Here is a 15,259-nt window from a genome sequence, read left to right on the forward strand (position 1 = left end):
CCGTCCGCGACGCCGTCTAGGTCGATCGTCGCCAGGTGGATGTCGCTGACACTTCCCGTCAGCGTGCTCTCTAAGTCGACCGCCGAGATCTCCACCACCGAGCCGTCCGCCGCCACGTCGGTGGAGTCCAGTTCGAACTCGTCGCCGGCTGCGGCGCCAGTGATCTCCGCCACCGAACTGTCGACCGTTACGTCGACGCCGAACCCGGACAGGGCGTTCGGTGCGTGACCCAGCACCAACTCCGCCGTCGTCGAGTCACCGGCGTCGATCTCGTCGTCCGAGAGCGTCAGGTTCAGGCCGTCAACCGGCTCTGGCCCTGGGCCGTCGCCCTCGCCAACGGTGAGCGTTGCTGCACCACCAGTGATGTCCTTGAGAACACCATCGTCGTCCTTGATCGCGTCGACGGTCACGACGACGTCGGTGTCACCCTCGCTGACACCGTCGAGGTGAACGGTCGCGAGAGGGACATCTGCCGATCCCGCACCGACCGTGCTCGCGAAGTCAGCACCCTCGAGCGAAATCGAGGAACCGTCAGCCGAGACGGGGTGTGCGATGCTGATCTCGAACTCGGAGTCGATCTCCGCGCCGGTGATCTCGGCGACCGAGCTATCGACGTTGACGTCGATCTGGAAGCCGTTGAGACCGTTCGGAGCGTCGTCTACGATGATGTCCGCCGTGGTGGAGTCACCCTCGTCGATCTCGCTGTCTGCGAGGTCGACGGTGATGCCATCGCCCACTTCTGGAGGTTCGTCACCCGTCACCGAGAGCGAGGTTGAGGATCCCTCGACGTCCATCTCGGTACCGTCGGAGTCTTCGACCGAGTCCACGACGACCGTCACGTCGGTCGTGCCATCGGCGACACCTTCGATCTCCACACTACCGAGGAGAACGCTACTCAGCTCACCCTCGAGCTCGCTTTCTATATCGACCGCAGACAGCTCGATCGACGAGCCGTCTGCAGCGAGCTCCGTCAGGTCCATACCGAAGTTCGAATCGGCCGCCGCATCGACGACCTCCGCGACCGACGAGTCGACTTCCACGTCTACGCGGAAGCCCGACAGCCCGTTCGACGCTTCGTCGAGGATGAGGTGTGCCATCGTCGAGGAACCGGATTCGACTTCGACATCTTCGATATCGATAGTGATCGTCCCCTCCTCTTCCTCTTCCTCTTCCTCTTCCTCTTCGCCACCCTCGCCAACGACGAGCGAGGCGGAGCCACCGGTGACGTCCATCTCGCCACCCTCGGTGTCTTGGACCGAGTCGACGACGACCGAGATGCTGACGGTCGCATCGTCGGCACCTTCGATCTCGACGGTGCCGAGCGAAACGTCGCTCATGCTGTCCTCGAGCGTGCTCATGAGGTCGACCGCCGTCAGCTCGGCCGAAGAGCCGTCCGCAGCAATGTCGATACTGTCGAGTTCGAACTCGTCGTCGATGTCAGCGCTGACGATCGTCGCGCCCGAGCTGTCGAGTTCGACGTCCAGGCCGTAGCCGGAGAGACCGTTCGGCGCCTCTGCGAGGACGAGTTCGGCCTCGGTGATGTCGCCGACGGCGATCTCGTCCGACGAGAGGGTGATGGAGATGTCCTCGTCACCTTCCTCTTCCTCTTCTTCTTCCTCCTCTTCTTCTTCCTCTTCTTCCTCCTCTTCTTCCTCCTCTTCCTCTTCTTCCTCTTCGCCACCCTCGCCAACGACGAGCGAGGCGGAGCCGCCGGTGACGTCCATCTCGCCACCCTCGGTGTCTTGGACCGAGTCGACGACGACCGAGATGGAGACGGTCGCATCGTCGGCACCTTCGATCTCGACGGTGCCGAGCGAAACGTCGCTCATGCTGTCCTCGAGCGTGCTCATGAGGTCGACCGCCGTCAGCTCGGCCGAAGAGCCGTCCGCAGCAATGTCGATACTGTCGAGTTCGAACTCGTCGTCGATGTCAGCGCTGACGATCGTCGCGCCCGAGCTGTCGAGTTCGACGTTCAGGCCGTAGCCGGAGAGACCGTTCGGCGCCTCTGCGAGAACGAGTTCGGCCTCGGTGGTGTCGCCGACGGCGATCTCGTCCGACGAGAGGGTGATGGAGATGTCCTCGTCACCTTCCTCTTCGTCGTCATCGCCGTTCTCCGGCGGTGCGACGACGTCGCCCGCGGGGACCTTGTCGTCTTTGAGGTCCTCGAGCGTCTCGCGGATGTACTCGCCCATGTGGTCGTCGTAGTCACCGACGTCACGGCCGAGGAGGTCCCACTCACACGGGAGGTTGGGACAGTCGTCCGGAATCGGGTCCTCGTAGGGGTGCTCGACTTCGGTGCCCGAGCCCTGGAACGAGCGCTCGAACATCGACGGCAGCCACCAGATGTCTGCACACCAGGCGGTCCAGTGAATCCCGTCGCTGGACTCGAGGAAGTCCATGAAGGACTCACCGAAGCCAGAGGTAGTTCCGCTGAGGAGGTCCTGATCCTGGACTTCCCAGCCGAACTCGGTGACGAACATCGGGTACTCTTCGAAGACACCGCTGGTGCCTCCTTCGGCGTAGGATCCGGCCCACTCCTCTGCCTGACTCACGTCGTGGCCGGGGTAGATGTGGTAGGTGTAGACCAGGTTGTCACCCTCGAACGGCTCGAGGAGTGCGCCCTCGGGAACCTGAGACCAGCTGGGCGAACCGATGAGAATCAGGTTATCCGGTGCGTGCTCGCGGATCGTGTCGACCCACGGCTGTGCGTGTTCGACCCAGTCGTACCAGACCTCAGCAGCCCAGTCGACGGTGAGCGGGTCCTCCCAGATCCCAGGGTTGGTCGGCTCGTTGTACATCTCGTACATGACGTGGGACTCGTCGGCGTACCGGGGCGCGACGGTCTCCCAGAACATCTGGACCTCGTCGAAGAGTTCCGGCTGGTCCCACTCGAAGTCGCCCTCGCCCCAGTGGCGGTGGTAGTCGACGATGGCGTAGACGCCCTTCTCTTTACACTGCTCGATTACGGGGTCGAGGTGGTTCTCGAGGTAGTCCTCGAGTTCCGCCTCGGTGAACGCGCCCGCATCTGGCGGCCCGGCGATGTGGCCGGGCATGTGCTCGCCGATGTCGACCGGCTGCACAGGAATGCGGATCACGCGCGTGTACCAGCCGTCGCTGGCATCGGTGAGCATGTCGACGACCTGCTCTGTGTTCTTCCCGCGGACGGGGGCGAGGGTGTCCATGCGTTTCGGGTCGGCGATGTTGACCCCACGCAGTTTGACCGTGTTCCCCTCCGGGTCTTTGATCAGGTTACCATCGACGTGCAGCCAGGGCGTTGGAATACCCCCCTCGGCAGCGGCACTTCCCGACAGCCCCGCCGATAACCCCGTTGCGACCGCACCGGCACCGACTGCCGACGCCTTCATGAAGTTACGGCGCGACGTCGACGTGAGCCGTTGTCGTGTGTGGTCACTCGACTGTTCCTCTCGACCGGATTGCTTCCTATTATCGCTCATGTTTTGTCGAAGGCCCTCCGTCTGGAGCGCCACCTGTGAACACCGCGACCATGGCGCGTTAGTCAACGCGAATCGTGGACGTGCGCGTGGTGCAGTATACGCCTCTAATTAGAGACTACCTGCACATAAAATTTTTCATAATGGTATTACATAATATGAAGGGGTAGAGAGAAGAGAGGAGAACGGTCCGCGAAAAACCGAGACGACGTCAGCGTGTGGTCCCTGGGCGCTGGCGGCGGTGATGGTCCCGAGCTGCCGCACAGCACGCACACCGACTGACACGCCCCCACGGTCAGTGGTGTGCACGCCAACGAGGTCCGGTGGCGTTCACGTCAGACACTCGAGCGGAGTGCGCTCGAGGTCGTCCGGATCGATACGAGGTGCGTTCGGAGTGGAGTTTCCGACGCTTACAGCATCTCGAACAGCGCGACGACGTCGTTGAAGCCGACGCTGCCGTTGCCGCTGAAGTCGAAGTTGCTGGCGTTGCTCTGGACGACGTCGTTGTTGTGTTCCTCGAAGAACGTCACGACGTCGTTGAAGCCGACGTTGCCGTCGCCGGTGATGTCCTCGTAGAGACCGTCGCCCGAGAGGTCCTGGGCGTCCATGCCGTTGCCGTTGACGTCGAGACCGGATGGTGGTTCTGGTGGGGTGCCGTTGGGGTCCATCTCGTAGGCGTCGTCGTACTCCGACGGGACGGGGTCGTAGCCGATGTGGAGGCTGTTCTTGCTGTTGTCAGCGTCCGGGTACGGCGCGCTGCCGGGGTTCGGGTCGTCGCGGTCGCCCGCGAGGTCCTGGTTGAGGTCGTGCCACCACTGGCCGGGCGTGTGGTCGTTGAGGTGGTCCATCCAGTCGTCCGCACCGGGTGCGCCGGCGGCGCCGCCTGGGCCGGGGTCTCCGTGCGAGAAGAAGTTCGGCTCCCAGGTGTGGTCGAAACACCAGGTCTGTGGGTGGACATCGTAGTCGTAGAGGAAGTCCGTGTACTCGTCGATGAACGGCTGACAGTCGGCAGTGGCCGGGTCGTCGTTCTCCTCCGTGGTACAGTCCATCCACGGGGTGTCGACGAGGAGACCGCCGCCTTCGATCCAACCGAACTCGCTGAAGAAGATCGGCACGTGCTCGGAGGGCTGGCCGAAGTACTCCGAGAGCGGTCGGAGGTCGCCCTGCGTGTAGACGTGAGCCGTGTAACACATGTTCTCGGCTTCGAACTCGTTGAACGGTGCCCAGTAGGTGTACTGGCTCCAGCGCGGGTTCCCGATGGTGACGAGGTGGCCCGGGCCGTTGTCCTCTGCCGTGTCGACCCACGGCTGAGCGCGGTCGCGGAACAGGTCGTACCAGACCTTGTTGTCCGGGTTCGCGACGTCGAAATCACCTTCTGGGTCATCGATCAGTGACAGCTCACCGGCCGGACGGGTCGGCGAACCCCAGTCACCGCTGTAGGGTGCCGTCGGCTCGTTGTAGATGTCGAAGATGACGTTGTCCTCGCCCGCGTAGCGGTCGGCCATGACCTCCCAGAACGTGTGGAGTTCGTAGTCGAGCGCGTTGGAGACCTCTGCTGGCTCGGTGTAGAGCTCGTTACCATCTGCGGCGAGGGCCTCGACGAGACCCTGGTCTTCGGCTGCCGCGTGGATGTCGTCGACCTGGTCCTCACCGTGCCACATCGTGTCTCGCTCGCCACAGACTTCCGGGTGTCGCCAGTCGTAGTCGGGCGTGCTCGAGTCACAATTCCAGACGTCGCTGGGGACGCCGTGGTCTGCGTGCTCGGCCTGGTGGAAGATGGGGTAGTGACGGTGGTAGTCGATCATGACGTACGCGCCACGGTCCTGACCGGACTGGACGATGTCGTCCATGTAGTTCTGGCAGTACCACTCGACGTCGCTGGCGTCGAAGCCACCGGGCATGAGTGGACCCCAGTCGTCACCGTGGGGGACCTGGTGTGGTTCCGGGTCGTCGACGCCGGTCGCGACCTGCGTCGGCTCGACGGGGACACGGATACAGCGCTGGTACCAGCCCTCGCTCTCGTCGGTCGCAAGCTCGAACGTCTCGAGACCGGTCTGGCCACGCCACGTGCGGCTCTGCTTGGCGGGGTCTGCCGTGTTGGTCCCACGGAGGATGACTTCCTCACCCTGTGGGTCGACGATCTTGTTCCCGTCACGCGCCAGCGGCGCGATGGTGATGTTCTGCGCGCTCGCGGTGCCGGTCATACCCGCGGTGAAACCGGCCGCGACTGCCCCCGCAGCGGCGGTCGTCTTGAGGAAGCCACGTCGGGTCGATCCCGTACTTCCGTGGTTGCTCGACTGTCCTGCTCGGTCGTGTTGCCTGTTATTGTCGCTCATTGTTGCTCGAAGGCACTCCGCAGGGAATGCCACCTGTGAATACCGCCCCCATGCTACGCAGGCCGTCCGACGTAGGTGTGGTGGACGTGCGCGTGGCGCGGTACACAATGACTATTTACAGACTACCCACTAATAAAAATTTTCATAATCGGCTTATATTATAGTTCGGCTGTCAGCATGTGACAGTCGTAAAACCAATCGAAAGAGAAGGAGTGCGCGCTCGCGTCCGCAAGTGACACTCGTCGAGTGCCCACGCGTTAGCTTCGGTAGCGCGCGACCAGCCCGGCTACCACGAGCAGCGCCAGTCCACCGACGAGGACGCCGGTCTCGACCGCCAGCCCGTCGTCGTCGCCACCGGCCGACGCACTGGCACTCGAGCCCGTCACGGTCACCGAACCGTGGCCGGTCGCGGTGTCGAACACGTTGCCCTCGTCGTCCTCGATGGCGTTGACGGTGACCTCGAGCGTGCCGTCACCGGGGTCGACACCGCGGAGTTCGAGGGTCGCCAGGTGGACGGGGTCGTCGGTCGGACCGACGTCCCGATTGATGTCGACCGCGGTGAGTCCGACCTCGCTGCCGTCGTCGGCAATGGTGGCACCGCCGAGTCCGAAGACGTCGTCGACGGCCGCGTCCGTGATCTCGACGGCGCCGTCAGTCGAGACGTTGACGGTGAACCCGGAGAGACCGTTCGGTGCCTCCGAAATCGTGAGGTCGACCGTCGCGGTCCCATCGGGGTCGACGTCGGCGTCGCTCACCGAAATCGTCGGTGCGCCGTCGGCAGCAGCAGCAGGGAGGGTGCCGACGAGCGCGAGTGACGCGACGACGGCGAGTGCAACGGTGAGTGTGAGCAGTCGTGTATGCATACGTGTATGGTTAGTTCGTCTCATCTTAAATCATCTCGAAGAGGGCGACGACATCGTTGAATCCGACGCTCCCGTTGCCGCTGAAGTCGAAGTACTCGACGTTATTCTGGACGACCGTGCCGTCGTGTTCCTCGAAGAACGTCACCACGTCGTTGAAGCCGAACTGGCCGTCACCGGTGACGTCCTCGTAGAGACCGTCGCCGGTGAGGTCCTGGGCCGGGTTGCCGTCGCCGGTGACGTCGAGAACGGGGTCGTCCCCGTTTCCACCCTCGGCACCCGGCAGGTCGTCGTTTCGCTTCTCGTAGAGGTACTCCTGGACCCACTCGCCCCACTCGTTGCCGACCTCGTAGTCGCGGTCGACCATCGAGGGGTTCCACTCGAAGTCGAACACCCAGGCCGTCCAGTTGACGCTGTCGTACTCCTCGTAGAACTCGTAGAAGTCCTCGCCGTGTTCCTCTCTGGTGCCGACCAGATACGGCGCGCCGTCGTAGGGCTGGAAGCCGAACTCGGTCATGAACACCGGCACGTTCTCGGAGGTGTCGCCGAAGTAGGTCCCGAGCGGGCGGAGGTTGTCGTGGCTGTAGACGTGGCCCGCGTAGGCCAGGTTCTCGCCCTCGAACTCGTGTTTGTCCGCCCAGTAAGTGAACTGCGACCACCGCGGCGAGCCGATGATGATGATGTTCCGCTCGGCGTGTTCGCGGATCAGGTCGACCCAGGGCTGGGCCGTCTCGCGCCAGTAGAGGTAGTTCTCCTCGGTCTCCTCGCCGCGGACCGGCACGTCCGTCGTCGGGTCGTTCGCCGCCGGATACGGTGTCGTCGGCTCGTTGTACACCTCGTAGATGACGTGTGACTCGTCGGCGTACCGTGGCGCGACGACCTCCCAGAACAGCCGGATCTCCTCGTCTAACTCCGGGTCGTCCCAGTCCGGACCCTCGGGGTAGTGGCGGTGGTAGTCGGCGATGACGTACATCCCGATCTCTTTGCACTTCTCGACCGCCGGATCGATGTGCGTCTCGAGGTACTCGACTAACTGGGCTTCGTCGAAGGCGACCGGGTCGACCGCCCCCGCGCCGTGGTCGCCGATGTCCTGTGGCTGCATCGGCAGCCGGACGATCCGCGAGAACCAGGTCTCCTCGTCGGTCATCAGCTCGAGCTGGTCCTCGATGAACATCGTGTTGTACGGCGCTTCGCCGTTCGCCCGCGCCGGATCGATCGTATTCACCCCGCGCAGGACCACCTCGTTCCCGTCAGGATCCCGCAAGAGGTTGCCGTCGACCTCGAGCCACGGCGTCGGAATGCCGCGGTCGTCCTCGTCCTCGGCCGTGACGCTCCCGACGGCAGCCGTCGAGAGACCCGTCCCGGCGACGAACGCCCCGGCGGCCGACGTCTGCAAGAACGAGCGCCGGGTCGCCCTCGGCGTCTCGCCCGCTCGTCGCTGTGTTGGCTGTCCATCTGCCGTCGTCTGGAGGGCGTCGGTACTCGTATCGGTCCGTTCGAAGTCCCCGCCCCCTCGTGATCGGTCGTTCATGTCGCGCGTGGCCGTCGATACCCTGCTATTGTACACCACTATTAATTAAAGCTTTCTGCTGGATCGGGAAAACAACCATCGTCGGCGCTGAACGCAGTTAATTTTGGGGGATAGACGGGTGGCGAGACGACAGTGAGCGTGATTCGTCACAGCAGGTGAAATTAAATCACGGGTGAAACCCAAGATAAATATGACAAAATATAAGTGAAAACTGTTTGAACAACCAGTCGCAATGTCCAATGGAGATTCCCGTTACGCTGGCATGCCTGGTGATCGGGCCGCGGCGTACGACGAAAGCAATGGTGCCGAGAATTCGAACGAAGAGCGGACGAGCCGGTTGCAGCACATAGTGAGTCGGCGGCGCGTGATGCAAGGAGTCGCGATGGCCGGCGGGATGAGCGTTCTCGGATTCCCAAGTGCGTCCGGAACAGCAGCAGCGATCCAGAGTGGCAGACTCGCCGACGCACAGCAGCGGCGGGAGGATACACGAGACGACCTGCTCGATGAGTTCACCGGCGATATCGGCCACGACTCGAACGACGACGAGGACGTGGTAGTCGGAAGCCAATCGCCGGTACGGCCGTACGCCTACACGAAAGCCGTTGCCGGCAGCGACGGCGGGTTCGTGGACGAAAGCCAGTACGACGTGTTCGTCAGCGCAATCGAGAGTGAAACCTGGACGGCGATTACCAAAGAGAACGAGCGGCCACTCGTGAGTCCTAACTCGAGTTTCGAGTTCGGGACCGAAGGTGTCGATCCGTGGGTCGGGACGATGCCACCCGCACCAGCGTACGACAGTGATCGGACGAAAGCAGAGCTGGTCGACCTGTACTGGATGGCGTTGGTTCGAGACGAATATCTCGAAGATTTGCGCATATATATTGACAGCTACGACCTAGGCGACAGAGACGATGATCTAGACCAGTTCAACGATACTGAGTCGCTGTTTCGTAGATACAACCTCGGATCGAGCAACGCGTTTGAAGGGCAGTTCCACCACCCCGGCGGATCAGTCATCGGACCGCCGGTGAGTCAGTTCCTACTCGCCGACGTCGACGTCGGAGCGATGACCTCGACTCCCGAGATCAGGTACTTCTCCGAGACGGATTACGGAACGAGTAGTAGTGAGTGGGAAGAAATTGTGACCGGAGTTAGGGGTGGTGCAGAACCAGGACCCGGGCAGACGCCGCCGGAGAACGACGGCAACCTAAGCGTCGACGATCCCGAGTCAGGGGAGACGAGATTTATCCACACTGGCCGAGACCTCGCGGCCTTCACACGAGGAGATCCGTCATACGAACCGTACATGCGTGCAGCACTGTACCTGCTGAACCGTGGTGCCCCACTCGACCCGGCACTCGCGTACGTCGACGACGACGACATCTTCCCGTACATCGATCACGGGGCCGTCGCCGTACTCGACCTCGTCGCGAGGGTCGCACGAAACGCACTACAAGCCGCCTGGCACCACAAGTGGGCGGTTCACCGCCGGCTCAGGCCCGAGACGTACGCACAACGCGTCGAGTACTACGACGGTGCTGGAAGTCCAGCCGAACTCACCGGAATCGAGGCGACGAACGCCTACAGTGAGCTGCAATCGATCAGCGAGTACGAAGACAGTTACCTCCCACTCGCCTTTCCAGAAGGGTCGCCCGCTCACCCGGCGTATCCGAGTGGACACTCGACACTCGGCGGTGCCTGTGTAACCGTACTGAAAGCACTCTTCGAGAACGAGTCACTGTCTTCGATCGATGGTCCGTACCACGACGTGACAGACGAGGGAGAGCGGGTGACGACGTTCCCGCAGGCGATGACCGTACACTGGGAGCTGAACAAGCTCTTGCAGAACATCGGTCTCGGCCGTTGTTGGGCCGGAGTGCACTTCCGGACCGACCACGTCTACGGCGCACTCCTCGGCGAACAGATCGCTATTGCGACGCTCCTCGACCACTTCGAGTACAACAACAACGAGACCAACACACAGGGCAGCAGTGAAGACGAACGGCTGACGTTCTCGCCACTCGTCGACGACGAATTCGATAGTAGCGACATGTACGGGTCGAACGATTGGCAAGTCGCCGTCTCGTTCGATACGCTGGAAACATTGCGCACACAGGCGCGAAACGAGCCGATCTGATCGCTCGAGAGTAACAGACCACCGCCAGCGGCGTCGAAAATGTCCGCAGCGAAAAAACTCGTTCGCGGATCTAGTTCGACATCCGGTTGCGCATGTCGAGCGCGTCGAGGAAGTCGTCGTTGCGGTCCATGTCCGTCTCGATCTCGACGTGACAGGTGTTGACCATCGTCTCGACGAGTTCCTGGCGTGCGTCTGGGTCGTCCTCGTAGTAGTCGGGGACGGTCATACCCTGCTCGAGCGACCAGAGCTGGTTCGGGTAGGCCGTCCGCATGTTGTACGGCTCGTCGTGGAACGCGATGCGCACCGCCCACGCCGAGAGCATCTTCTCCTCGTCGTGGAGCACTTCGATGACGTCACGCTGTGGGTGGCCCCAGCCGGGCTGTGGGCGCTGTTCGTTGTTGTAGTGGCCCGTACGGAGGTTGCCCGCGTTCTGGCCGGATGGGCCGATCCACATCACGACGGCGGCGTTGAGGTGGTACGGGACGTTGCTCAGGTTCTTGAACTGAAGCAGCTGGTACCAGAAGCCGCCCTCGTCGTTGATCCGGGCCTCGACTTCCATCGGCGCGTTGGCGGTGAAGCCGTCGCCGCCGAGTGGCTCTTCGGTGACCGGGTGCAGTCCCTCGGCGAGGAGGTGAATCGGGTTGTCCGGGTCGTTGTATCGGTCGTCGTCGAGGATGTCATTCTCCGTCCAGCCCTCCATGTTCTCGTGGTGGAGCTGGTCGTGGGCGCGGTCGCGAATCGCGACCTCGTCGGGGTCGTACGAACGTGCGTCGAGCGGCCAGGGGTCCTGGATCAGCTGGTCGGGGTCGTTCGTCGCCTCGACCGGCCCGTAGGTCTCCGGGAACCAGTTCTCGCCCTGGTGATAGGTCGGGTCCTCGGTGTCGTGGGGCAGCATGATCAGCCGCGGCAAGAGCATCGCGATCGACCGGCGCGACATGCCCTCTGCGAGGTACTGGTTGACGTGGTCGAGGACGACGTCACCCATCTCGCCGAAGGTGACCGAGCCGTCTCGAGCGCCGTCGCGGATCGCATCCAGGTCGACGTTGAAGTGAGCGGCCTTCTGGTCGTCCGGCCAGTTGACCGCCGAGTGGTCGCCGTGGCCGTCGCCGTCGGAGATTTCGCTCGGGAAGTACTCGTCGATCTCGATGGCGTCGCCGTAGCCGCCGTACTCGTAGTCGGGCCAGAGGTCGAGCAGCGTGTCGTCGGCGGTGATCTCCTCGTAGTCGCCACCACCGCTGCTGCCGTCGCCCTCGCCGACGAACGCGATCTCTTCGATCTCGACGGCGCCGCTGCCCTCGTGCCAGAAGCCGAGTCGGACGAGTTCGACCGAGGACTGATCGACGCCCGCATCCGCGAGGTCGATCGACAGCGTCGAGGAACTCGTTCCGATCGAGTCGCTCGTCAGGCTCGCGAGCGAGTCACGGACGTCACCGACGCGGATGTCGATGTCGTCTTCCTCGCCGCCTGCGTCGCCGCTGATGGTGATCTCGAGTGTGTCGTACGCCGAGACGTCCGCGAAGACGTTGGTGGCGAAGAAGCCGCCGTCGTCGTACTCGAGTCGGAGCGCCCCGCCCGAGACGCCGCTGTCGTCGAAGGCCGCGTCGCCAGTCCACTCGCCCAGTTCGTTTGCCCCCGGATAGCCCGCACCGAACTCGTTGACGACGAGTCCGTCGCCGTCGTGTGAGGATGCGCTGGCTGTGTTGCTGGCGGTCAGGCCGACCAGCCCAGCCGTTCCGAGAACGATGCCGTTTTTCAGAACGGTCCTGCGTTTGACCATGTCGATTTATTCAGGCGTACAGCCTATTAAGTATTATTATTAAAAGTATACAACATTGTTTCCGAGCGGCTGCTATCCGAAGAATCGAGCGGACCGGATGTGTGTACAGCCGACCCAGTGAGGTGGACGCCCTCAGATCATCTCGAACAGTTCGACCACGTCGTTGAAGCCGACGCTCCCACTGCCCGAGAAGTCGAAGTACTCGACGTTGTTCTGGACCACCGCGCCGTTGTGTTCTTCGAAGAACGTCACGACGTCGTTGAAGCCGAGGTTTCCGTCGCCCGTGATATCCTCGTAGAGACCGTCACCCGAGAGGTCCTGGGCGTCGTAGCCGTTGCCGTTGACGTCGAGACCCTCGCCGGGAGGCGTCGGCTCCTCACCGACGATCGAGATCGAGTCGAGTTCGATCGCACCGCTGCCAGCGCCCCAGAAGGTGAGCCAGATGTCCTGGACCATCGAGCGATCGACACCCGCATCGACGAGGTCGACCGTCACGGTCGAGGAGGAGGTGCCGATGGAGTCGTCGGTCAGGTTCGAGAGCGTGTCGCGGACGTTGCCGATCTCGAGGGTGATGTCGTCTTCTTCACCGCCGTCGTCGCCGGTGACGGTGAGGACGAGTTCTGCGTAGTCGGAGAGATCCTCGCGGACGTTGCTGAGGAACCAGCCGGCGTCGTCGTACTCGAGTCGGAGCGCGTCGCCCGACACCGTGCCGGAGCCGCCGCCGTTCTCGAACTCGCCAGCGCCGGTGAACTCGCCGAGGTCGTTCTCGTCCGACCAGTCGGAGAAGTCGTCGACGGTGCCTGCGGGCACCGAGACCGCCGAGGCGGAACTCGAGGCCGCCAGCGCGACGCCCCCCGCAGCCAGCCCTGCAGTAGCGATGGTTCTGTGGTCAACCATGGATAATAGTTACGCTCCAGAACTATAAAAATACCCATTGTTCGGTAGATATTAACCGCGACCGACGGCCCAGGTGGAGAGTGGGCCAGCCACCGTTGGTCCTCGAGTGTCGGGGCGGCTCTCGAGGGCTGCGGAACGGTCGTCTCGGGTGCTCGAGCGTCCGTGAGACGCTCGAACGACGCAAAGCAGGGATGTGCTCGCGCGAACGCCCTACAGGCGTTCGAAGAGGGCGACCACGTCGTTGAAGCCGACGCTCCCGTTGCCCGAGAAGTCGAAGTTGCTGGCGTTCGACTGGACGACGTCGTTGTTGTGTTCCTCGAAGAACGTCACCACGTCGTTGAAGCCGAGGTTGCCGTCGCCCGTAACGTCCTCGTAGAGACCGTCACCCGTCAGGTCCTGGGCGTCGTTGCCGTCGCCGTTGACGTCGAGACCGGACGGCTCAGGACCGTCGTCACCGTCGTCGGATTTGCGGCCCTCCCAGTTGACGACTTCGGCGACCATGAGCACGACGGGCGCTGAGTAGTTGATCGCCCACTCGTTCGTCGAGTACGAGTCGGTGACGTCGACGTACGAGAGCGCAGGTGGCGTCGTCGACGGGTCGAAGTAGTTCGTCGAGCCGTCGTTCGCTGGCTCGTTGTTCGGTCCACCCACGACCATGCCGGGGAGGACGGTGCCCGTGCTCTCGACGATGCGGTCGTGGGGGTTCTCGGGCGTCAGATCGCCCAGTTCGGTCACGTAGCTGTAGCCGGTCGCGCTCCGGCCGAACGCGTGGTGGAGCTGGTCGAGTGCGGCGTCGACGTACGCCTGGTTCGGCTGGATCTCGTTCGCCAGCAGGAGGATGTGCCCGCGGCCGACGCCGTTTTTCACACAGCCCCAGTAGTAGGCCTCGAGTGCGTTGTTGTAGCCGTCCTCGTCGATGTGCTCGAGGAGGTCGTCGGCCCACTCGAGGATCGCGCCTTCGATCTGGCTCTTGCGGCTCTCGTCGGCCGCGTCGGCGGTGAGGTAGGCCCACTGGCCGATGGTGAACCCGGAGGTCCAGTCGTAAGAGTTCGGCTCCTCGCCGAACTCGGCCGAGACGGCAGACTCGAGGTAGTCGTTGTACCTCGAGTCGCCGGTCGTCTTGAGCAACTCGGCGGCGAGCCAGAACCGGTCGTTGTCGTCGTTGCCCGAGCGCGTGTACGGCCCGGAGCCGTCGTCCTGGCCTGGGTCGGTCCGCCAGACCACGCTCGGGTTGTCCTCGATGAAGGCGAAGGCGTCCTCGGCGCACGCGAGCATCTCGGCGGCGAAGTCGGGGTCGTGGTCCTCGTAGAGGCGGGCGGCCTGGGCGAAGGTCGCCCCGGCCATCGCCGTTCCTGCAGAGGAGAGTCCGAAGACGTAGCGCTGCTGGGTGTCCTGCTCGGGGCGGACGTTCATCCCCGGCCAGTTCTGTCCGGAGACGATGTAGTAGAGACCGCCGTCGGGCCGTTGCATCTTCTGGAACCACTCGAGTTTGGTCCGACACTCGACGAGCACGTCGGGCATCGTGCCGACGTACGGGTCGTCGATGCTGTCGGGAATCTCGAACTGGCCCTCGGTGAACGCGCCGGGGTTGCGCTCGTAGGCGAGCAGCAGACAGCCGACGGTGATCGCACTCGGGGTGACGTACTTGCCGTAGTCGCCCGCGTCGTACCAGCCACCGGAGACGTCGAGCGTCTCACCCTGGGAGTAGTACTCGTCGTCGGGTGCGGCCATCTGCGCCTGCGCGTCCTGGGTGTGGCCGGGACCGATGTCGATCCCCGTGATGGGATCGGCGACGTGCGTGGCGGCGCGCTTGAGCGTGAACAGCCGCCCCATCTCCGCGAGCGCGTCGTCGAAGACGTCCTCGCCGATCTCGAACGGGTGGGAGGTCGCGCCGTCGACGGCGATGACGTACTCGCCGTCGTCGGTCAGTGCGGAGAAGTCGGCGTGTCTGACCGTCTGGCCCGATGGCTCGTCGTCGACCGGCGCGGAGAGGTCGCCCTCGTAGACGGTCGTTCCGGTCGCTGCGTCCTGTACCTCGAACGTCGACGTGTCGGCGAGGACGACCGCCATCTTCGACTCGTCCGGGAGATAGCCGAGCTGGTTCACGCGAACCGGCGTCTCGTCGACGATGTACTCCGCGGCCGCCGTCCCCGGAAGTGTCCCCAATGCGGCGAGTGCCGCGAGACCACCGGTTGCCTTCAGTACGTCTCTCCGTCCAGTCGTGACTATCCGTGCCATGGGACTAATTTCACCCGCTACGTGATAAAAA

At 63.4% G+C, this 15,259-nt stretch carries 8 protein-coding genes; 1 reads left to right on the plus strand and 7 read right to left on the minus strand.

Features of this window, described 5'->3' with window-relative positions:
* The 4 genes from N0B15_RS00140 to N0B15_RS00155 form a co-directional block, all read right to left on the minus strand.
* Positions 1-3,365: cellulase family glycosylhydrolase (locus N0B15_RS00140; protein WP_263004920.1), on the minus strand; the 3,365-nt coding region annotated here is incomplete at its 3' end.
* Between the two features lie 497 nt (positions 3,366-3,862).
* Positions 3,863-5,788 carry a glycoside hydrolase family 5 protein gene (locus tag N0B15_RS00145; protein ID WP_263004922.1) on the minus strand — a complete coding sequence of 642 codons (1,926 nt, stop codon included), beginning with the start codon at positions 5,786-5,788 and terminating at the stop codon, positions 3,863-3,865.
* A 257-nt stretch (positions 5,789-6,045) separates the two neighbouring features.
* On the minus strand, positions 6,046-6,651 hold the full coding sequence (locus tag N0B15_RS00150; RefSeq protein ID WP_263004924.1) for a hypothetical protein: 606 nt from the start codon (positions 6,649-6,651) through the stop codon (positions 6,046-6,048).
* Positions 6,652-6,676: 25 nt separating this feature from the next.
* Positions 6,677-8,179: a glycoside hydrolase family 5 protein gene (locus N0B15_RS00155; protein WP_263004926.1), complete on the minus strand. Its 1,503-nt coding sequence runs from the start codon at positions 8,177-8,179 to the stop codon at positions 6,677-6,679.
* Positions 8,180-8,546: 367 nt separating this feature from the next.
* On the opposite strand from N0B15_RS00155, the gene N0B15_RS00160 reads away from it, so the two are divergent.
* Positions 8,547-10,316, plus strand: coding sequence for a vanadium-dependent haloperoxidase (locus tag N0B15_RS00160; RefSeq protein WP_263004928.1), 1,770 nt, complete (start codon positions 8,547-8,549; stop codon positions 10,314-10,316).
* Between the two features lie 70 nt (positions 10,317-10,386).
* Here N0B15_RS00160 and N0B15_RS00165 read toward each other — a convergent pair whose 3' ends face one another.
* The 3 genes from N0B15_RS00165 to N0B15_RS00175 all read right to left on the minus strand — a co-directional run bounded on the left by N0B15_RS00165 (position 10,387) and on the right by N0B15_RS00175 (position 15,228).
* On the minus strand, positions 10,387-12,093 hold the full coding sequence (locus tag N0B15_RS00165; RefSeq protein ID WP_263004930.1) for a hypothetical protein: 1,707 nt from the start codon (positions 12,091-12,093) through the stop codon (positions 10,387-10,389).
* A gap of 132 nt (positions 12,094-12,225) precedes the next feature.
* Entirely contained in the window at positions 12,226-12,990 is a 765-nt protein-coding gene (locus N0B15_RS00170) for a hypothetical protein (protein WP_263004932.1), read from the minus strand.
* Positions 12,991-13,200: 210 nt separating this feature from the next.
* The gene (locus N0B15_RS00175; RefSeq protein WP_263004934.1) at positions 13,201-15,228 is read right to left on the minus strand and encodes a glycoside hydrolase family 9 protein; all 2,028 of its coding nucleotides are present in this window, start codon (positions 15,226-15,228) and stop codon (positions 13,201-13,203) included.
* Between the last annotated feature and the right edge of the window lie 31 nt (positions 15,229-15,259).

This window comes from Natronobiforma cellulositropha, assembly GCF_025629245.1.
Classification (GTDB): Archaea; Halobacteriota; Halobacteria; order Halobacteriales; family Natrialbaceae; genus Natronobiforma; species Natronobiforma cellulositropha.